Genomic DNA, 19409 nt, shown 5'->3' on the forward strand with positions numbered 1-19409 from the left:
GGTCAGTCCTGATGGTCATCATCGGTCATCACACGACGGCGGCTCAGGCTGCGCAAGGCCATCCACAGCAGCAGCGCCACCATCACCACCAGCACCGCGGCCATCACCGCCAGCCAGCCGGGATGGTTCGCCAGCGTGCTCCATGCCTGCTCCCACCACGGCAAATGGCCCACGTAGTAGACGTCGCCAACGCGCAGGCTATTGACGCCCGAGGCGCGCACCACCGCCACTGAGCCACTCATCGCCGCGCGTTTGCCGCTATCCTGCAAGGCATCGTTCATCAGGCCCTGCCCCTCGGCGTTATTCGCCAGCAGCGCCACAATGCTGCGTTGATCGTTATTGGGCGACTGCACCCCAACAATCGCCGCCATCGGCGCGGACGCCGTGATGGTCGTGCGGCTATCGGCGGTGGTATCGCCCTCCCCGGCCACGCTATCCGGCAGCGGCAGCGGGCGGCGCGGTTGGGTCACCCAACTCTGGGTGGCGTCCACCAGCACATTGAGCTGTTTGTCATTCTGCAAGTCAGGCGGAATGGCGCCAATCATCAGGATATCGTCATCGCTCTGTTTGGCCTGCTGCCAGTTATCACTGATCTTCACCCCCAGCGCCGGATAGCCGGTCAGGGAGCCGATGCGCCCGAGCGTATCGAGCAAGGTGGTCAGCTGCACTGGCTGGGGCTGCGGGTTGACCAGCACCAGCGTCTGCGACAGGTCGGCCATGCGGCTGAATGGGAAACCGGCATTGACGAAGGCGCGCAGGTCAGGCATCGGCATATAGTGGCGATAGCCCGAGAAGTCGATGGTGGAGCTATCGTCAATCACCACATGGTTATTGACGGTGGTAAAGGTCTCACAGCGATCGGTACGGCTACTGGCGATCAGCGAGGCGTACTCGAAATCGAAGCGCATCTGGTTGATGGCACCGAGTTTCAACGCCGGAATATTGACCTGTTTCCCATCGTCAAACAGCCCCAACAGCGGCAGGCGCAGCAGCTGTGTCCCCTCGCGGGTATCGGGCTTCAGCGGGAAGGCGTGCGCAAACTGGTTATTGAGGTTAATGCTCAGGTGCGAGGTGCTCGCCTGTGCCGGTGGCGTATAGCGATACTTCAGCTGCATGGTAATACCGGTATTGCGCACCAGATAGAGATCGGGCGGCAGGTTGAGGTTCACCGAGATCGGATAGGGCTGGATGCCATCGGCCTGTAGCTGCTCCGGGAAGGTCTTCAGTTCGCCGAAGGTGGTCGGCCGATCCGTATGCACCCAGAAGGGCGCGTCATAGGGCTGGCGTGGCGCGAGCTGGTCAACCTTGGTCACCGCCACCTGTTGGCCGCGGAACAGAATATTGCCCTGCGCGATGCCGGTCACCGCCTGCACCAGATCCTTGTCATCGCGCCCCTGTACCACCAGCAGCTTCACATAGGGGTTATCCGGGCGGGTAATCATCTGCACCGTTGGCCCGGTTGCAGGCGGCAGGTCGCGCAGGAAGTCCGGGCGATGGTCATTGGTGGCGAACACCACCGCATGGCGATCTGGCAGTTGGTTATAGAGCACCGGGAAGTGCTGGCCGCGCCATTGGGCCTGCGTACCAAACCAGGAGGCCAGTTTGGCGGCCGCCTGCTGCATCCCGAGATCCGGCTGGCCAGCAAACACCATTGGCAGCGTCAGCGGCTGGTTGTCCCGTTTGTCGAAGAACGGCTCCGGGAAGTGCGCGAGATCGTTATCCACTGGCAGTTTCTGGACGCGCAGGTCGAGCGAGCTGGCCTTGCCGATATCCACCCACAGCGTGGTATTCGCCGGGTTCTCACAGATGCGCTGATAGTGACCAATGAACGACAGCTTCAGCCGGTTGAAGTCGCTGATGTAGCGCGGGTCAATCGGCAGCTGGATCTGGTTGGCCTTGCCAAGCTGGTCGGCGGCGATGGTCACCACTCCCATCAGCTGGTCATTCAGGTAGACCTTGATCTGTGACTCCACCGGGATCAGCGAGGGCGACGGCGTATATTGGAGGTTAAGGGTCGCCTGTGTCACCACCTCATCGCTACGCACGCCAAACTCAATCTGCCCCTCTGGGGCGAGGCCACGCAGGGTAAAGGTGCCGGGGGGTGGCGCCAGCTGGGGAAAGGCCAGCTGCATGTCGCGCACCGGGGCCGATGGGTTGCTGGCCGCCGGGGCATCCGGGGTGACCAGTGGCGTCACGGGCAACTGGGCCTGGGCGTTCATGCTGACCAGCGTGGTCAGGCTAAGGGCAACGGCGGTATAGCAGGTCAATAGTCTAATCATCGGTGTCATCATCTTGGTGAGTTCACAGCCTGGGGCGCCCCATGCGCCGCAGGAAGGGCCGTTACGCTACGGGGGGCCAATGAGATCAGGCCGGCGAGCAGCGCGTTGATCAGCCGCACGGGCGATCTGATCACTGCCGGCAAGTGGTCGGCCATCCGCACATAGCCGCGGATGCCCAGCAGCATCACTTCCCGCAGACTGGCGAGAGGCCGGTCTTCCGGGAAGCTGTCCCCCTGCACTACCCAGGTATCGGCGCGCGCGAAGGTGCACTGCACGAAGTCAATTTGCTGGCGCACGCTGAGGTTGTCGGTGCGCATCCCCAGCCGGTTGCCAAACTGGCGGGTAATGACGCAGGGGAAACTGAACTCCTGATTGCCGCGTCGCAGCAGCAGGTGCAGGCTATCGTCGCGGCGGAAGTGGTCGGCGGCGTTCTCCAGCTCGACGCCCACGCCGCCGTCGGAGTAGTCCACCAGCGTACAGCGGAAGAGGTGCCCGTCGGCGCGCATCAGGGCGGCGGGCAGCGCGATCTCCACGCGGTGCGCTTGGCGAACCTGTTTCGCCTCAAAGGCCACCGCCGTCGCGCCGCCGAGGATAATCATGTTGTAGAGCACCCACAGCAAACTGACCACTACGGTGAGGCGCTCATCAGGGATGCCATCCACCAGCCGCCAGATCCCCACCAGCAGGCCAAACAGGTTGATCAGCATCAGCACGCGGTAGGGTTTGGAGATGTTCCAGTCCACATAGGACTCCTCCACCAGCCCCCCCTTGGCGGTGACGTCAAACACACCGCCGTGCGGGCGGAACAGCGCCACCGTGGTGGGCCGGGCGATATACCACGCCAGCACCGTCTCGTAGATCTCGCTCCAGAAGGAGTGGCGGTATTTTCCCTGGATGCGCGAGTTGGTCAGGCTGGCGTGTACCATATGCGGGAAGACGTAGAGCACAATCGCCAGCGCTGGCGCATAGATGATGTAGGCGTGGAACAGCAGGAAGGCCAGCGGCGCGAGCAGGAAGATCAGCCGCGGCACGCCCGCGAGGAAGTGCATCATCGCGTTGACGTAGCAGAGCCGCTGCGCCAGCTTCAGCCCCTTGCCAAACAGCGGGTTGTCGAGCCGGAAGATCTGCACCATGCCGCGCGCCCAGCGGATGCGCTGGCGGATGTGCGAGGAGAGGCTCTCGGTCGCCAGCCCCGCCGCCTGCGGGATACGGATATAGGCAGAGGTATAGCCATGCCGGTGCATACGCAGCGAGGTGTGCGCATCCTCAGTCACTGTCTCCACCGCAATGCCGCCAATCTCATTCAGCACGTCGCGGCGCAGCACCGCACAGGAACCACAGAAGAAGGTGGCATCCCACAGGTCATTGCCATCCTGTACCAGCCCATAGAACAGCGCGCCCTCATTGGGGGCCTGACGGAACCGCCCCAGATTGCGCTCAAACGGGTCGGGCGAGAAGAAGTGGTGTGGCGTCTGCAACATGCTGAGCTGCTTATCCTTGAAGAACCAGCCCACCGTCATCTGCAGGAAGGAGCGGGTCGGCACGTGGTCGCAGTCAAAGATAGCCACCAGATCGCCGGTCGCCTGCTTCAGGGCGTTATTGATGTTCCCCGCCTTGGCGTGCTCATGGGTGGGCCGGGCGATGTAGCGGATGCCAATCTCCTCGGCAAAGGCACGGAAGGCCGGGCGGTTGCCATCATCCAGCAGCCAGACATCCAGTTTGTCCTTCGGCCAGTCCATTCCCAGCGCCGCATAGAGGGTCGGCTTCACCACGCTGAGATCCTCGTTATAGGTCGGCACCATCACATCGACGTGCGGCCAGGTGGAGATATCCTCTGGCATCGGCACTGGTTTGCGGTTCAGCGGCCAGATGGTCTGGAAGTACCCGAGCACCAGCACCAGCCAGGCATAGGTCTCCGCCACCAGCAGCGTGACGCCAAAGAAGAGGCTCAGGGGATCGTCCCAGTTCAGCGTCTCGGTATAGCGCCACCACAGGTAGCGGCAGGAGACGGTCAGTGACAGCACAATCAGCATCAGCGTCGGCAGGCGGCCAGGGATGTTGCGCACCACCATCGCGATGCCCCACAGCAGCAGCACAAACACAAACTGGGAGAACAGGCCAAACGGCTGGGAGATACAGAACCATGCCAGCACCAGCGCCACCGTGCAGCAGGCCAGATAGAGCACGCGCCGCAGCACGTGGTTCATGCGTGCCAGCCGACGGATGGCCTTCCGCTCCAACTGGCTGGAGGCCACGCGCGTTGGCAGGTGCGCCAGCTGGGCGATCGCCCTCTGCCGCCAGCGCGACAGAATCGGCACCACGCGCCGCTCACGGGGGTGCGCACCCGCCGGCCCGGCCGGGTCAGCAGCAGCCACCCGGCCTGCAACAGATAGCGCAGGCCATCCAGCAGCCGTGGCTTGTGCGGGGCGATGTGCGGGAACCAGTGGCGCGGATGGGCGCGCAGCGGCTGCCAGGCGGGCGACTCCAGCCGCAGGAACAGCCAGGCCAGCGCCACCCAGGTGGTCATCAGCGCGCTCGCCAGCACCCCGGCGCGATGGCGGCGGTAGTCCTGATAGCGCTCGCGCAGCGCCTGCGTCACTGGCGGCAGCAGAAACAGCCTCAGCAGCGCACTCATGCCGTGCCCCCCTTCAGGTTGATCAGGCACCAGTTTGCCAGTACCACCATCTCATTGGCCGCCAGACTCTGTGGGCGGTACTCCCCCACCGGCTGCTTGGCGGCCAGCGCCTCGCTCACCGCCTCATCCCGGTGGAGGGTCACGGGCACCAGCCCGGTCAGGCTGTGCTGCCACAGCAGCAGCAGATCCTGTTGCAGCTGGCTGGTGGGGCTGAATTGGTTGACCAGCAGCACGCTCTGGGGCGCGGTCGGTTGCTGGTGCAGCCGGGCGTGGCAGTTGGCATCGGGAGCCAGCACCCGCAGCAGCCGGTCAGCCTGCGCCAGCGCCTGCCAGGCCAGCGGGTCACTGCCGCTGGGGGTATCCAGCAACACCCACTGGTAGTGCCCGGCGCGGGCCAGCGCGGCGACGTCTGGCAGTGTGCCGGTGTCACTGTGGCCGAAGGGCAGCAGATCCAGCCCCGGCAGGTAGCGCAATGCCGCCTGTTGCCAGGGGCGGCCCGCCTGCCCGGCCTCGGCCCAGCCGCGGCCGTCATCAAAGGGGACGTTGAAATGCAGGCGCAGCAGGTTGCTGGGGCCGGCGTCCACCACCAGCACCCGCTCCCCCAGACTTTGCAGCGCCCAAGCCAGCCCGGCGGTCACCGCACTGGCCCCCACGCCGCCGCGTATCCCCTGTATGGCAATCACCGGCATCTAGACGGACTCCCCATCATCTGGCCGGGCACTCAGCTCACTGAGCAACGGCCAGCGCGCCAGCAGTTCCGGGATACGCGCCTGCCGGGCAATGTCCACATAGTGGAAAACTGGCAGCCCGAAGGTGCGGTGCAGCGCTAAAAAATCATCACTGATGGGTGGGATAGCCGAAATGGGCTTCTGTTGATCGCTGTTATCCATGCCTCATCCCTTAAACAGATCATTACCGATAACTCACTAAAAAATAGGAATTCCAGCCATTCTCATGCGCCGTAATCCACTATTTTTTATGTGTAAAGTTTGTGTTTACAAATGCCAATGTTAGACTGACTTATAGGTTTTTTCCTCGTTTTCACTGGCAAACTTACTCATTAAGCAGAAAATTTCATGGCGCTATCATTTCCCTTTGGCATTGCCCATCTTTGGGATGAATTATCCGTAATGCAGGCACGGGGCGGTTACTGGGTAAATGTGGATACCCAGGAAAATGCGCGCCAATTATGCCGGCAAGTGCTGCGCATGCAGCCGGAGAATAATTCCATATCCTTGATTTGTACAGAAAATAATCCTGATGTGGTGATTGGCGAGCTGCCGGGCGCGGCCCTGCGTCGCCTGCCGTTATATACCTTCCCGGCAGAAGCAAAGGCATTACGCCACCTGCCGCGCGATCTATGGAAAATAATCGCCCGCCGCCCATCACTGGTTATTATTTACTTCCCTGCCGCACTGGCGCTGCAATTGCCAGACGATGAGTTGGTAGAGTGGTTGAAACAATTGCGGCAGGTGATTAATAAGGCCGGTAGCACAGTTCTCATTATTTGCCACGGTACGGGAATAAATAAAATAAAAGGCCAGCTTATGTCACAACATCGCCTTTTATTTGGCTTTGCCTCCCTCGCCCATGAGGTGGAGAGACCGGCTTACCAAGTGGCATGGTGGGCGGCAGATCTCGGCATTATCACCAACCACTCCTTTACCCTGCGGCCCCTGCCGGAGGGGGGCTGGACGCTGCATGAAGAGCAACAGACCGGCGGCCAGCACGGGGGCGACGAGGGGTGGTATCTGGCGGAGCGCAGTGTGCTGGAGGGCGCGCCGCCGCTCTCTTCCCAGTGGCAGCTGTTTGATGACAACACGCTGCTGGCGCAACGGGGGGCGGTGCTACAGGCCGCCACGCTGATCTTTGCCCTGCACAGCAATCAGGGGGTGCCAGCGCTGGCGCGGGAGATCCATCAGGTACGCCGTCAGGGCGGCAATGGGCTGAAGATTGCGGTGCGGGAGATGACCTCCAGCCTGCGCTATACCGATGAGAAGCTGTTGCAGGCCAGCGGTGCCAATCTGGTGGTGCCCCATGCCGCCTCGCTCTCCGCTTTCCTGACCCTGTTGGAGGGCATTCAGGGCAGTCGCTACGCGCGCCCACTGCCGGATGATATCGACCGGCTGATCGCTGGGATGCGCCCGATGCAGGTGCGCGGGCCGATGGCGCGCCTGCCCTTCTGCAATACGGTGGGTACGCTGCTGGCGTCGAGCCTGCTGCCGGAGGATGCGCGGGGCATCCTGCTGTCGCTGCGGCCGGTGCCGGGGTTGTTGCCGCGTCAGGCGCTGTCGCTCTGCACCCTGCGGCGCGACGGCGATCTGGTGACGGTGGATGCCCATCACCTGCACCTGTTCCTCTCCAACTGCCGGTTGGCGGATCTGGAGATCGCGCTGCGCTCAGTCTTCCCGTTGCCAGTGACGGACGCCTTCACCAGCCGCCGCGAGTGGCATGAGGACACGGCGATTCTGGAGCAGCTGCACCGCATCGCCCAGGACGCGCCCGACAGCGAGGAGCCACCCCTGCCGGTGACCGAGACCCATAGCGTGGCGGCCTCCACGCCCGCGCCGGAGCGCCGTCTGCCCACGCCGCTGACGCTGCCGATGGTGGAGGGATCGCCATGAGTGACCTGCTTCAGGTGGCGCTGATCGCCGCGATTCTATTTTTTATCCTTGGCTGGCTGGCGTGCCGCAGCCTGCCCGCCCTCTGGCGACGCCTTCAGGCCCGACTCTTCCCCACCCGCTACCTGAAATCGGCTGGCGTGTGGGTGCGTAATGGAACCAGCAAAGAGAAACGAACCCCATGAGCGAACACCTCTCCGCGCGGCAGACGCCCGCCGACCGCCCCTCACTCTGGCGTCACTGGCGCGGGCTGGGCGCGTGGAACTACTACTACCTGCTGAAATTCGCCCTGCTGTGGCATGGCTACCTGAACTTTGACCTGATCAGCAACCTGATCTTCGTGGCGTTCCTGCTCTGCCCGCTGCCCTCGGCGCGGCTGCACCGGATACGCATGTGGGTGGCGATCCCGATTGGGCTGGGGCTGTTCTACCACGACACCTGGCTGCCGAGTTACCAGTCCATCCTGTCGGAGGGATCGCAGGTTGCCGGTTTCTCGCCCGCCTATTTGCTCGATCTGGCTAACCGCTTTATCAACTGGCAGTGGGTGGGCATCGCCTTCGCCATGCTGGTGGCTTACCTGTTTATATCGCAGTGGATCCGCGTGACCACCTTTACGCTGGTGGCGCTGGTCTGGCTGACCGCGGTGCAGGTGCTGCCGGATCGGGTCACCAGTGCCGCGCCCAATGCCGCTGTGGTGACCACCGCCCCGGCGGGCGGTGCGCCTGCGGTAGGTGCCGGAGCCGCACCGGGCGCCACAGGTGCCGGGCCGGCGCAGACCCTGCCGCCGACCAACGCCAACCTGACCGCCTACCTCAACCAGTTCTACGATCAGGAGCGCTCGCGCGCCACCAGCTTCCCGGCCCAGTTGCCAGCGGATGCCCAACCCTTTGACGTGCTGGTGATCAACGTCTGCTCGCTGGCCTGGGCAGACATGCAGGCGGTGGGTCAGGACAGTTCGCCCTTCTGGTCGCGCTTTGACATCAAGTTCGACAACTTCAACTCCGCCACCGCCTACAGCGGCCCGGCCTCCATCCGCCTGCTGCGCGCCAGCTGCGGCCAGCCGTCGCACCACGATCTCTACCAGCCAGCCGGCCAGCAGTGCTACCTGTTCGACAACCTGGCGAAACTGGGCTTCACCTCCCAGCTGATGATGGATCACTCCGGGGTGTTTGGCGGCTACATTGATGACCTGCGCAAAGAGGCCAACATGCAGGTGCCGCTGATGTCGCAACAGGGCATCGGCCATGAGATGACCTCCTTTGATGGCGAGCCAATCTACAACGATCTGGAGATCCTCAACCGCTGGCTGAACACCAAGCAGGAGACGCCGCGCAGCGCCACCTTCTTCAACCTGATTGCGCTGCACGACGGCAACCGCTTCATTGGCGAGAACAAACCCGCCGACTACAAAACCCGCGCCACCACCCTGCTCAACCAGCTCAACACCTTCTTTGACGAGCTGGAGAAGTCTGGGCGCAAGGTGATGGTGGTGTTTGTGCCGGAGCATGGCGCAGCGGTGAGCGGCGACAAGATGCAGATGTCTGGCCTGCGTGACATCCCCAGCCCGAGCATCACCCACATCCCGGCGGGCATCCGCTTCTTCGGGATGCAGGCGCCGCACCAGAGCACGCCGCTGACCGTCACGGCACCGAGCAGCTACCTGGCGGTGTCGGAGCTGGTGGCGCGCTCGGTGGATGGCAAAGTCTTCACCGCGCCGACCGTGGACTGGTCAACGCTGGCGCAGAATCTGCCGCAAACGGCGGTGGTTTCTGAAAACGCCAACGCCATCGTGATGCAGTACCAAGGCAAGCCCTACATCCGCCTCAACGGCGGCGACTGGGTGCCCTATCCACAGTGACGTTTGTCAGCCCACAAAAAAGCCGGCGGATGCCGGCTTTTTTATGCCTGCCCTCTGGCAGGAGGGGATGGTTGTTCATTAAAATTCGATCCCATTTTAGAGAAAGGATGCTTAAGCGTGGCGACTCATGCATTGATATACACTGCCGCTGAGTTGGCATTCCTCGATCTTCAGGAAGAGCTAATAAAGCAAGAAGTTAGGGTATCTGTTGGACTCCTTTCTGAGGAGCAAGCTTTAGAAGTCGAATTCCGACGTTCGCGCCTTGACTGGAAATGGTGGTTTCGTGAAGGCCAGCATGACGTGGAGAACTGCTTTTCTCTTAGTCTGACCTCGCCAGGAAAGCCGCCAGTGGTGGTCGGCGTCGCTGTATATTCTTACGACATTGAGATAAAACAAGTTTCTATTCATATGCTGGAGCACTTTAGGCAAGCTTATCCTAACTCTGGGGTAGAAAAGCGGATGGCATGGATTGCGTTTTATGCCGCCTATGCCTTTGCCATGATTGTGAACGCAGAGTCTTTCCGAATTTGCCACCCTATTGAAGATGTCATCCCCTATTACCAATACTGGGGGTTTAAATATGATGGCAATCACATGACCATCGAGCGATGCCGATTTTTATCACGGCTCACTGAGGTCTCTGACAATGCGGGCTTCCATGCATATGAGTGGTAATACGTTTAAGGTGTCTAAAAAACAGGCTATTGACCTGACTCTGGCAAGCGTTACACTGTGGTAAAGAATAGGAGCGTCATCATGAGATCAAGAGAAGAACTTTTGCAGTCGCTTTCTCCAGAAATGCAGGCCAACTATAAAAATAGCCAGCATGAATTGCAGGCATTGAGTGCGGCAATGCGCCATGTCAATGAGCCAGCTGAGCCGGTTCTGGCAGGAAAGGAGCGCGTAGCTGAAAACCCCATTCACCAGCGGCGTTATGCCTGACACACAAAAAAGCCGGCGGATGCCGGCTTTTTTATTTCACCATACTCACACTCCACGCCCCCTACACCTCACGTGCGGCAAGGCTATCGACGCGGGCGATGGCTTCGTGCAGCTGGCCCACGTCGATGCTGAAGGGCATGTTTGCCATGTCTGAAGAGAGCACCGCGCGTTGCAGGATGTGCTGCAACTGTGCTGGCTCCAGATCCGGGGCGATCTCTGTGAGCTGTACCGGGATGGCGCAGGCGCGCGCCAGTGCAATGGCGGCCAGTAACTCCTCATCGGGGCGCTGCTCCAGCGCCAGCAGGCAGAGGTTGCCGTAGCCCACCAGCAGGCCGTGCGCCACGTGGCGGGTCAGCGGGCAGCCGGTGAACCCCTCATAGAGGGCGTGGGCCGCGCCGGTGTGGCCGCCATTGCTCATCACCGAGGTCAGACCGGCGTAGAGGAACACCGCGTCCAGCACCTGCTCCAGCGCGGCGTTAGCCTGCCCGGCGCGTACCGCGTGGCAGGCCGCCTCGCCGTGCGTCACGATCAGTGAGCGGCAGAGCGCGCTGTTGGTGCGCACCACCGCCGCCAGCCCCTGGCGCGTTGGGTCGCCGCTGATGGCGCGAAACTCATACCACTTCGCCAGCGTATCGCCCAACCCGGCGGCAAAGCCGGTCAGTGGCGTGCGCGCCAGAATGTTCGCGTCAATCACCGCGGCGGCTGGCCCCTCCGGCAGCGACAGCATGTCGCGGTACTGGCCATCATCATGGTAGCGGAACGCCATCGGCGTCACGGCCGCGCAGGTGGAGGCGACGGTCGGCAGCGTGACCACCGGCACCCGGCACTGCGCCGCTGCGGCCTTGGCGGTGTCCAGCGCCCGGCCTCCGCCGGCCGCCACCAGCACCTCCACCCCCTGCCGCGCCAGCAGGTCGGCCAGCCGGCGGATCTGCGTCTCGCTGCACTCGCCGCCATACCACTCACTGCCAAGGTAACAGAGCGCGCTCTCCTCCAGTTGCTGCGCCACCAGCGGCTCGGCAAAGGCCAGCGCCCGTTTGCCGCCCACCAACAGCGCACGCTGGCCGAGCCGCCCGCACATCCGCCCAAGATGGGCAATCGCCCCGCGCCCACGCAGGACGCTGGCAGGAAAAACCAACCGGTGTGTATACATAGGCTTCGCCTTGCGTAACAAGAGTGCCGGATAAGTATGGCGGAAAAGCAGCGGGGGCTACGGAGGGCGTGCCAATTTTGTGAGGCGGGGCGGATCGTGCGCGGGGAAACAAAAGGCCGCGCCAGGCGCGGCGCGTCAGGTCACTTAAAGATACGGAAGCGTTGTTCATCTGGCATGAAGGTCTTCTCGCCCGGCGGCTGGACAATGTTGCCAAACGGCATCTGGGCGCGCAGCCGCCAGCTCTCCGGCAGCTCCCAGCGCTGCTGCACCGCCTCATCAATCAGCGGGTTGTAGTGTTGCAGCGAGGCGCCAATCTGCACCTGCGCCAGCGTCGACCAGACAGAGAACTGGGCGATGCCGGTGGAGTGTTCCGACCAGACCGGGAAGTTGTCGGCGTAGAGCGCGTACTGTTTCTGCAACTCCTCCACCACCTGGGTATCCTCATAGAACAGCACGGTGCCGGCGCCTGCGGCAAAAGCATTGATCTTGTTCTCGGTGCTGAAAAAGGCGTCTGCTGGCACAATCTCACGCAGTGATTGCATGACAATCTCCCAGAACGCCTGATGCTGCTCATCAAAAAGGATCACCACCCGCGAACTCTGTGAGTTGAACGCTGAGGGGCTGAGTTTTACCGCCGTGGTCACCAGCTCAATGACCTCCTCCTGGGAACGCGGCAGCTCATTGCCCAGCGCATAGATGCTGCGCCGGGGGGTGATGGCTTCTAGAAACGCATTACTCATGTGTGGCTCCTGTCTAAAAAGGGGGACCGACATTGCGCCAAGGGGGCGCACACCAAAGTATGGGTGAAATCCGGCATTTGCCAAACCGCCGTGTCGCGCCCTGCCCCTGCGCCGCTACAGCTATTCTGATTCTGGCGGGAAAATGGCCCCGGCTTTCAACCGCCTGTCCGGCCCGTCGCCCGCGCCACGCACACCCGATTTACTTCGCCCAAAAATTGACCAACACTTAAGCGAAAAGGCACGACATCCGCGCGCCAAGGTGCGGATTGCCGCTCAACCACCCATCCCAGTGGGGTATGCACCATGTCCTACTATCAACAGCTCGACTGCATTCTGGCAGAAACCACCTATCCCGGCCCCCTCCAGCAGCATGACCACTCGGTTGCCGTCAAGCGGCTTCAGGAGTGGCTCACCTATCACCAGCATGGTCTGGTGATTGACGGTGACTACGGCCCCGCCACCCATCAGGCCCTGACGCGCTTTCGCCAGCTCTCCGGCCTGCCCACCGACGGCCCGGTAAGCCTCGAGGATTGGCAGAGGCTGGTGCTCCCGATGACCGAGGCCTTGCAGTGTCCGCCGCCAGACACCACTCTGCCGGAGACGGTGCTGAAAATTGCCCTCCAGCATCTGCGCCCGCACCCGGTGGAGCTGGGCGGCGAGAACCGTGGCCCCTGGGTGCGGCTCTACTGCAACGGCCAGGAGGGCAAAGAGATGCTCTGGTGCGCGGGCTTCGTCAGCTTTGTGCTGAAACAGGCGTGCGCGGTACAGGGGGTGGAATTGCCACTGCCGGGGTCGTTGAGCTGTGATGCGTTGGCACAACAGGCGAAACAGCGCGGGCGCTTTGTCTTCGGCGGCGACATTGATAGCGGCAACTCGCCGTGGAGCGATCTGGACATCGCCTGGATCTTCCTGTGGCGCGGCAAAAACCCCAATGACTGGACGCACACCGGCATCGGCTTTGAGGGGGTCGACCACACCTTCCGTACCGTGGAGGGCAACACCAACAATGAGAACTCCACCAACGGCTATGAGGTCTGCTCGCGGGATCGCGCCGTCACCCACTGCGACTTCATCAGTTTGCGCTAGGCATAAAAAAAGGGCGCACACTGCGCCCTTTGGGAGATAGGAGGGAAAGCTTAGGGTTTCCAGCCGCCGCCCAGTGCCTTGTAGAGGGTGATGGTCTGGTTGAGCTGGCCGAGGCGGGTGGTGATCTCCGCTTGCTGCGCGCTATAGAGCGAGCGCTGGGCCACCAGCACGTTCAGGTAGTTGTCCACGCCCTGCTTGTAGCGCAGTTGCGAGACATCGTAGTTGCGCTGGTTGGCGGCGGTGTCCAGTTCGCGCGCCTGCAACTCATCCTGATAGGTGCTCTGGCCGGCCAGACCGTCCGCCACCTCCTCAAACGCCTGCTGGATCGCCTTCTCATACTGGGCGATCTCCACCTTCTTCGACACCTCGGCCAGGGTGAGGTTGGCGCGGTTCACGCCGCCATCAAAGATCGGCAGGTTGAGGGAGGGCATGAACGACCAGGAGCCGGTGCCGCCGGAGAAGAGATCGCCGAGGCGGGCGCTGGTGGTGCCGCCCTGCCCGGTCAGCGTGATGCTCGGGAAGAAGGCCGCGCGCGCCGCGCCGATGTTGGCATTGGCCGCTTTCAGCGCATGTTCCGCCGCGACGATATCCGGGCGGCGGGTCAGCAGGTCAGACGGCAGACCCGCCGGGATGGCCGGGAAACGCCAGTCGCGCTTGAGCGTCGCGCCCTCAATCAGGCTCTGCGGCACGGTGGTGCCAGCCAGCAGGTTGAGCGCGTTGATGTCCTGACGCACCTGACGGCTGTAGCTCGCCACGTCAGCCTGGGCGGTGCGCACCGTGGTCTCGGCCTGCGCCAGATCCTGCGTGGTCGCGACGCCCTGCTCATAGCTCACCTTGGTCAGGTTGTAGGAGTCCATCTGGCTGGCGACGGTCTGTTGCGCCAGCGCCAGCAGGTCACGGTCAGCACACAGCGACAGGTAACCGGAGACGGTCTCCGCCACCAGACTGATCTGGGTGGCGCGCTGCGTCGCTTCGGTCTGGAGGAAAGTCTCCAGCCCTTGGTCGCGCAGGCTGCGCACCCGGCCAAATAGGTCCAGCTCATAGGAGGTGACGCCCAAATTGGCCTGATACTGGTGGTAGGTCACCGGGCCGGTGCTGCGGGTGTTGTACAGCCCGCCCGGCAGGTGCGCGGCGGTGCTGCCCGCGCCCGCCGAAATGGTCGGCAGCAGCGCGGCGCGGTCAATGTCAAACTGCGCCTGCACCGACTCCACGTTCAGCGCCGCGACCCGCAGGTCACGGTTGTTGGCCAGCGTCAGGCTGACCAGCTGTTGCAGTGCCGCGTCGTTGAAGAAGGCTTTCCAGCCAATGTCCGCGCCAGTGGCGGTTGACGCGCCCTGCTCGGGCGCGTTCCAGTTGGCGGGAACCGGCATGGCGGGCCGGTCATAGTGGGGTTCCAGCGTACACCCGCTCAGGGTCGCGAGGGTCACCAACGCCAGCAAAGAGAGGCGGAGTGGCTTAGTCATGGTTCGTAGTCTCACTAGCGTGGCCGTTGGCGGTCACGGGTTGGTTCTGGCCCGCCTTGCGACGGGAAAACAGGCGCACCACCGCCACGTAGAACATCGGCACGAAGAAGATCGCCAGGAAGGTGGCGGTCAGCATCCCGCCGGCCACTGCGGTGCCGATCGAGTGCTGGCTGCCTGCCCCCGCGCCGTGCGAGATGGTCAGCGGCAGTACGCCGAGGATAAACGCCATCGAGGTCATGATGATGGGGCGGATACGCAGGCGGGCGGCCTCAACCGCAGCCTCCGCGATGCCCATCCCCTCACGCTCATGCAGCTCTTTGGCGAACTCAACAATCAGGATGGCGTTCTTCGCCGCCAGACCGACGGTGGTCAGCAGGCCGACCTGGAAGAAGACGTCATTTTGCAGGCCGCGCATCAGCACCGCGCCGATGGTGCCCAGCACGCCGAGCGGTACTACCAGCAGCACCGAGAACGGGATGCTCCAGCTCTCATACAGCGCCGCCAGACAGAGGAACACCACCAGCACCGACAGGCCGTAGAGCGCCGGGGCCTGCGAGCCGGACATCTGCTCCTCATAGGAGATACCGTGCCACTGCACGCGGAAGCCCGCTGGCAGCTTGGCCGCAATCTCCATCACCGCCTTGGTGGCATCGCCGGAGCTATAGCCGCTGGCCGGGGAGCCCATGATCTCCACCGAGGAGACGCCGTTGAAGCGCTCGAAGCGTGGTGAGCCGTAGCCCCACTTGCCGCTGCCGAAGGAGGAGTAAGGCACCATCTGGCCGCTGCTGTTGCGGAAGTACCACTTGTCGAGATCTTCCGGCGTCACGCGCGAGGCGGCGCGGCCCTGGATGTAGACCTTCTTCACGCGATCCTGGTACATGAATTGGTTGACGTAGCTGGAGCCCCAGGCCGCCGAGAGCGTGTCGTTGATATCTTCCAGACTCAGGCCAAGGGCGCGGGCGCGTTCGTCATCAATCATCAGCTCATACTGCGGCTCATCATCCATGCCGTTCGGGCGTACCGCCATCAGGCGTTTGTCCTTCGCCGCCATGCCAAGGAACTGGTTGCGTGCGGCAATCAGCGCCTCATGGCCAGCGTTGTTGGTGTCCTGAAGGTAGAAGTCAAAACCGGTGGCGTTGCCCAGCTCCATCACCGCTGGCGGCACCAGCGCAAAGATCTTGGCGTCTTTCACCTGTGAGAAGCGCGCCATCGAGCGGCCCGCCAGCGCCTGCACCGTCAGGTCACTGCCCTCACGATCTTTCCAGTCCTTCAGCAGCACGAAGGCGATGCCGACGTTGGTGCCACGGCCAGAGAAGCTGAAGCCGTTGGCGGTAAACACCGACCGCACCGAGGCGCCCTCTTTGTCCAGCAGGTAGCTGCGCATGTCATCCAGCACTTTCTGGGTGCGCTCGGAGGAGGCATTCGGCGGCAGCGTGACCTGCACCAGCATTACGCCCTGATCCTCATCCGGCAGGAAGGAGGTGGGTACGCGGGTGAACAGGAAGCCGGTCAGCAGCACGATGCCCAGATAGATGACCAAAAACAGGTTGCGGCGCGAGATCACGCCCTTCACGCTGCGGGTGTAGTGCAGCGTACCGGCGTCAAACTGGCGGTTGAACCAGCCGGCACAGCCAGTGTGCGCCTTCTCCTCGTCATACTGCTTGAGAAGGGTGGCACAGAGCGCCGGGGTGAAGATCAGCGCCATCAGCACCGACAGCGCCATCGCCGACACAATGGTGATGGAGAACTGGCGGTAGATGATGCCGGTGGAGCCACCGAAGAAGGCCATCGGGATGAGTACTGCGGAGAGCACCAGCGCGATGCCGAACAGCGCGCCCTGGATCTGCTCCATCGATTTGATGGTCGCCTCTTTCGGGCTGAGCTTCTCCTCATGCATTACGCGTTCGACGTTCTCCACCACCACGATGGCGTCATCCACCAGCAAGCCGATGGCGAGCACCATGCCGAACATCGTCAGGGTGTTGATGGAGTACCCGCAGGCGGACAGGATGCCGAAGGTGCCAAGCAGCACCACCGGCACCACCAGCGTGGTCACCAGCGTCGCGCGCAGGTTTTGCAGGAACAGCAGCATCACGCAGAACACCAGCACGATCGCTTCCAGCAGGGTCTTCACCACCTCTTCAATCGAGGCGCTGACCACCGGCGAGGTGTCATACGGGAATTCGATGCGCACGCCCTCCGGCAGAGAGGATTTCAGGCCATCCAGCGTGGCGCGTACCGCCTTGGCGGTGTCGAGGATGTTCGCCCCGCTCGCCAGACGCAACGCGATACCGGTGGAGGGCTTGCCATTCAATGTGGAGGCGATGCTGTAGTTCTCCGGCCCCAGATCGATGTTGGCAACATCGCTTAGGCGCACCTGCGAGCCGTCCGCATTGACCTTTAACAGCACGTCCTTGAACTGCTGCACCGTGGTGAAGCGGGTCTTGCCGATGATGGTGGCACTCAGTTTGGTCTCCTTCACCGTCGGCAGGCCGCCCAGCTTACCGGAGGAGACCTGCACGTTCTGCTGGTTGATGGCGGTGGTGACGTCGCTGGGGATCAGCTGGTATTTGTAGAGCTTGGCCGGGTCGAGCCAGATACGCATCGCGTACTCCGAACCCATCATCAGGAAGTCGCCGACGCCCTTGGTACGGGTGATCGGGTCTTCCAGCTTGGTCACCAACAGGTTGCTCAGATCCGAGTTGGACATCGAGCCGCTGTCGGCAATCAGGCTGACCACCATCATAAAGTTGGACTGGTACTTAGCGACGCGCATCCCTTGGTTGACCACTTCGGTGGGCAACTGGGATTCGGCCAGCGAGACCTTGTTCTGCACCTGCACCTGCGCGATGTCCGGGTCAGTGCCCTGATCGAAGGTGGCGATGATGGAGGCGCTGCCGTCGCTGTTGCTCTGCGACTCAATGTAGCGCAGGTTGTCCAGCCCGTTCAGCTGCTGCTCAATCACCTGCACCACGGTGTTCTGCACGGTCTGCGCGGAGGCGCCCGGATAGGTGACGGAGACCGAAATCGCCGGCGGGGCGATGTTCGGGTATTGGTTAATCGGCAGGTGCAAAATGGAGAGCGCACCCGCCAGCATCACGACGATTGCCACTACCCAGGCAAAGATCGGACGCTCGACGAAAAATTTCGACATGACGTGGCCTTTATTGTGCGGACGGATCGGTCAGGGAGAGGTTTTTGGTGGCATCCGCGTAAGCCTGCGGCTGGCGCTCTTTCGCCACCACCTTGACGCCATTGCGCACGCTTTGCAGGCCATTGGTGACCACGCGATCGCCCTCACCCAAGCCGCTGTTGACCAGCCACTCCCCCTTGATCATCTCACCGGTCTCAATCTGGCGCTGCTCGGCGGTGTTGTCCGCCTTCACCAGATAGACATAGGGGTGGCCCTTGGTGTCATGGCCGACCGCCTCTTGCGGCACCAGAATCCCCTTCTGCTGTACGCCCTGTTGCAGCGTGGCGTGGACAAACATCCCCGGCAGCAGTTCGTTGTGCGGGTTCGGGAAGGCGGCGCGCAGCGTCACTGAGCCGGTGCCTTGGTCAACGGTCACTTCCGAGAACTCCAGACGGCCCGGCTGCGCGTAGTGCGAGCCATCTTCCAGCGTCAGGGTCGCCTTGGCGGCGTTTTCACCGGCGGAGGCCAGCTGGCCGGACGCCAGCGCGCGGCGCAGGCGCAGCAGATCCTGCGAGGACTCGCTGACATCGACATAGATCGGGTCGAGCTGCTGGATGGTGGTCAGGTAGGCGCTCTGGCCGTTGGTCACCAGCGCCCCTTCGGTATAGAGGGTACGGCCAATGTGGCCGCTGATCGGCGCGGTGATGCGGGTGTAGTTCAGGTTGACGCGGGCCGCTTCCAGATCTGCCTCGGCCTCTTTTTGCGCCGCCACGGCGTCCTCATACTGCTGGCTGCTGACGGCGTGCGCCTCGGCCAGCGGCTTGTAACGCTTCGCCAGCGCGGTGGCGTTGCGCAGGGTGGCCTGTGCCTTGTCGTAGGCTGCCTGATAGGTGGCCGGGTCGATCTGGTACAGCGGCTGGCCAGCTTTCACTTCGCTGCCCTGGGTGAAGTAGCGTTTCTGGATGATGCCGCTGACCTGCGGGCGCACCTCGGCGGTACGCACGGCGGTGGTGCGGCCGGGCAGTTCAGTGGTCAGGCTGACGGCCTGGGCGTGCAGGGTGACCACATCAACAGCCGGGTCCTGGGCGGGCGCGCCGGCCTGCGAAGAGGCCGCCTGATCACACGCGGAGAGAAGCATCACAATGCTCAATGAGAGAAGTTTGCGGCGCATAGTTTCCACTCTGGTTAAAAGCGAGAACAGTCGTTCTCAAAATAAGAGGGCTACTATACGAGAAGCGTTTTCTTAACTCATGTAAGGGTATCGTTAAGAGAAATACTAAAATAATTCAATCTACTTGACCCAACTTGACCTACCGCCCGAAAAAACCGACAAAGCATCGACAGAAACATTCAATGATCTGGGTCACGTTTTACTTAAGTAAACATGATATTTCTGCAAGAAAAACCAGCCCAGCACAATATTCCATGCGCAGTGTAACTATCACGCTGCTCAACACTGAAATATTTTGATATACCTGTTCGAGGTCTTCACAACTCCTCAC

Annotated in this window: 16 protein-coding genes; 6 read left to right on the forward strand and 10 right to left on the reverse strand. The window is 62.4% G+C overall.

Annotation, left to right across the window (positions count from 1 at the left end):
- Positions 1 to 2: 2 nt before the first annotated feature.
- From bcsB to bcsR, 5 genes are read right to left on the reverse strand one after another with little or no spacing between them, the layout of a single operon-like run.
- Positions 3 to 2279, reverse strand: a complete 2277-nt coding sequence (gene bcsB, locus ACK3SD_RS08840; protein WP_481125219.1) for a cellulose biosynthesis cyclic di-GMP-binding regulatory protein BcsB — start codon at positions 2277 to 2279, stop codon at positions 3 to 5.
- 8 nt (positions 2280 to 2287) lie between these two features.
- Positions 2288 to 4600 carry a UDP-forming cellulose synthase catalytic subunit gene (bcsA, locus tag ACK3SD_RS08845; RefSeq protein WP_481125220.1) on the reverse strand — a complete coding sequence of 771 codons (2313 nt, stop codon included), beginning with the start codon at positions 4598 to 4600 and terminating at the stop codon, positions 2288 to 2290.
- Complete coding sequence (locus ACK3SD_RS08850) at positions 4483 to 4914, reverse strand: hypothetical protein (RefSeq protein ID WP_481125221.1); 432 nt, start codon at positions 4912 to 4914, stop codon at positions 4483 to 4485. Before ACK3SD_RS08850 ends, bcsA begins: the two co-directional genes overlap by 118 nt.
- Positions 4911 to 5603: a cellulose biosynthesis protein BcsQ gene (bcsQ, locus tag ACK3SD_RS08855; protein WP_481125222.1), complete on the reverse strand. Its 693-nt coding sequence runs from the start codon at positions 5601 to 5603 to the stop codon at positions 4911 to 4913. Before bcsQ ends, ACK3SD_RS08850 begins: the two co-directional genes overlap by 4 nt.
- The gene (bcsR, locus tag ACK3SD_RS08860; protein ID WP_481125223.1) at positions 5604 to 5804 is read right to left on the reverse strand and encodes a cellulose biosynthesis protein BcsR; all 201 of its coding nucleotides are present in this window, start codon (positions 5802 to 5804) and stop codon (positions 5604 to 5606) included.
- A gap of 186 nt (positions 5805 to 5990) precedes the next feature.
- Here bcsR and bcsE point away from each other — a divergent pair, with 186 nt between their 5' ends.
- The 5 genes from bcsE to ACK3SD_RS08885 all read left to right on the forward strand — a co-directional run bounded on the left by bcsE (position 5991) and on the right by ACK3SD_RS08885 (position 10335).
- Complete coding sequence (bcsE, locus tag ACK3SD_RS08865) at positions 5991 to 7538, forward strand: cellulose biosynthesis protein BcsE (protein WP_481125224.1); 1548 nt, start codon at positions 5991 to 5993, stop codon at positions 7536 to 7538.
- On the forward strand, positions 7535 to 7720 hold the full coding sequence (bcsF, locus tag ACK3SD_RS08870; RefSeq protein WP_481125225.1) for a cellulose biosynthesis protein BcsF: 186 nt from the start codon (positions 7535 to 7537) through the stop codon (positions 7718 to 7720). Before bcsE ends, bcsF begins: the two co-directional genes overlap by 4 nt.
- Positions 7717 to 9393, forward strand: coding sequence for a cellulose biosynthesis protein BcsG (gene bcsG / locus ACK3SD_RS08875; protein WP_481125226.1), 1677 nt, complete (start codon positions 7717 to 7719; stop codon positions 9391 to 9393). Before bcsF ends, bcsG begins: the two co-directional genes overlap by 4 nt.
- A 117-nt stretch (positions 9394 to 9510) precedes the next feature.
- Entirely contained in the window at positions 9511 to 10068 is a 558-nt protein-coding gene (locus tag ACK3SD_RS08880) for a hypothetical protein (RefSeq protein WP_481125227.1), read from the forward strand.
- An 81-nt stretch (positions 10069 to 10149) separates the two neighbouring features.
- Positions 10150 to 10335 (forward strand): hypothetical protein, encoded by a 186-nt coding sequence (locus tag ACK3SD_RS08885; RefSeq protein ID WP_481125228.1) that lies wholly within the window; start codon positions 10150 to 10152, stop codon positions 10333 to 10335.
- 61 nt (positions 10336 to 10396) lie between these two features.
- Here the strand turns inward: ACK3SD_RS08885 and ACK3SD_RS08890 are convergent, their stop codons facing one another.
- Both ACK3SD_RS08890 and ACK3SD_RS08895 read right to left on the reverse strand, forming a co-directional pair.
- Positions 10397 to 11485, reverse strand: coding sequence for an iron-containing alcohol dehydrogenase family protein (locus tag ACK3SD_RS08890; RefSeq protein WP_481125229.1), 1089 nt, complete (start codon positions 11483 to 11485; stop codon positions 10397 to 10399).
- A gap of 140 nt (positions 11486 to 11625) precedes the next feature.
- Positions 11626 to 12225: a nitroreductase family protein gene (locus tag ACK3SD_RS08895; protein WP_481125230.1), complete on the reverse strand. Its 600-nt coding sequence runs from the start codon at positions 12223 to 12225 to the stop codon at positions 11626 to 11628.
- 303 nt (positions 12226 to 12528) lie between these two features.
- Here ACK3SD_RS08895 and ACK3SD_RS08900 point away from each other — a divergent pair, with 303 nt between their 5' ends.
- Entirely contained in the window at positions 12529 to 13311 is a 783-nt protein-coding gene (locus tag ACK3SD_RS08900) for a peptidoglycan-binding domain-containing protein (protein ID WP_481125231.1), read from the forward strand.
- A 50-nt stretch (positions 13312 to 13361) separates the two neighbouring features.
- On the opposite strand, the gene ACK3SD_RS08905 is transcribed toward ACK3SD_RS08900, so the two are convergent.
- From ACK3SD_RS08905 to ACK3SD_RS08915, 3 genes are read right to left on the reverse strand one after another with little or no spacing between them, the layout of a single operon-like run.
- On the reverse strand, positions 13362 to 14774 hold the full coding sequence (locus tag ACK3SD_RS08905) for an efflux transporter outer membrane subunit (RefSeq protein ID WP_481125232.1): 1413 nt from the start codon (positions 14772 to 14774) through the stop codon (positions 13362 to 13364).
- The gene (locus ACK3SD_RS08910; protein ID WP_481125233.1) at positions 14767 to 17928 is read right to left on the reverse strand and encodes an efflux RND transporter permease subunit; all 3162 of its coding nucleotides are present in this window, start codon (positions 17926 to 17928) and stop codon (positions 14767 to 14769) included. Before ACK3SD_RS08910 ends, ACK3SD_RS08905 begins: the two co-directional genes overlap by 8 nt.
- 10 nt (positions 17929 to 17938) lie before the next feature.
- Positions 17939 to 19078 (reverse strand): efflux RND transporter periplasmic adaptor subunit, encoded by a 1140-nt coding sequence (locus ACK3SD_RS08915; RefSeq protein ID WP_137763219.1) that lies wholly within the window; start codon positions 19076 to 19078, stop codon positions 17939 to 17941.
- Between the last annotated feature and the right edge of the window lie 331 nt (positions 19079 to 19409).

It is taken from the genome of Chimaeribacter sp. YP20170169 (assembly GCF_056739715.1).

Bases quoted from the DNA above. Each gene is read 5' to 3' on its own strand.
- bcsB (WP_481125219.1), bottom strand. From the start codon at position 2,279: ATGATTAGACTATTGACCTGCTATACCGCCGTTGCCCTTAGCCTGACC.
- ACK3SD_RS08850 (WP_481125221.1), bottom strand. From the start codon at position 4,914: ATGAGTGCGCTGCTGAGGCTGTTTCTGCTGCCGCCAGTGACGCAGGCG.
- bcsQ (WP_481125222.1), bottom strand. From the start codon at position 5,603: ATGCCGGTGATTGCCATACAGGGGATACGCGGCGGCGTGGGGGCCAGT.
- bcsR (WP_481125223.1), bottom strand. From the start codon at position 5,804: ATGGATAACAGCGATCAACAGAAGCCCATTTCGGCTATCCCACCCATC.
- bcsE (WP_481125224.1), top strand. From the start codon at position 5,991: ATGGCGCTATCATTTCCCTTTGGCATTGCCCATCTTTGGGATGAATTA.
- bcsF (WP_481125225.1), top strand. From the start codon at position 7,535: ATGAGTGACCTGCTTCAGGTGGCGCTGATCGCCGCGATTCTATTTTTT.
- bcsG (WP_481125226.1), top strand. From the start codon at position 7,717: ATGAGCGAACACCTCTCCGCGCGGCAGACGCCCGCCGACCGCCCCTCA.
- ACK3SD_RS08885 (WP_481125228.1), top strand. From the start codon at position 10,150: ATGAGATCAAGAGAAGAACTTTTGCAGTCGCTTTCTCCAGAAATGCAG.
- ACK3SD_RS08890 (WP_481125229.1), bottom strand. From the start codon at position 11,485: ATGTATACACACCGGTTGGTTTTTCCTGCCAGCGTCCTGCGTGGGCGC.
- ACK3SD_RS08895 (WP_481125230.1), bottom strand. From the start codon at position 12,225: ATGAGTAATGCGTTTCTAGAAGCCATCACCCCCCGGCGCAGCATCTAT.
- ACK3SD_RS08900 (WP_481125231.1), top strand. From the start codon at position 12,529: ATGTCCTACTATCAACAGCTCGACTGCATTCTGGCAGAAACCACCTAT.
- ACK3SD_RS08905 (WP_481125232.1), bottom strand. From the start codon at position 14,774: ATGACTAAGCCACTCCGCCTCTCTTTGCTGGCGTTGGTGACCCTCGCG.
- ACK3SD_RS08910 (WP_481125233.1), bottom strand. From the start codon at position 17,928: ATGTCGAAATTTTTCGTCGAGCGTCCGATCTTTGCCTGGGTAGTGGCA.
- ACK3SD_RS08915 (WP_137763219.1), bottom strand. From the start codon at position 19,078: ATGCGCCGCAAACTTCTCTCATTGAGCATTGTGATGCTTCTCTCCGCG.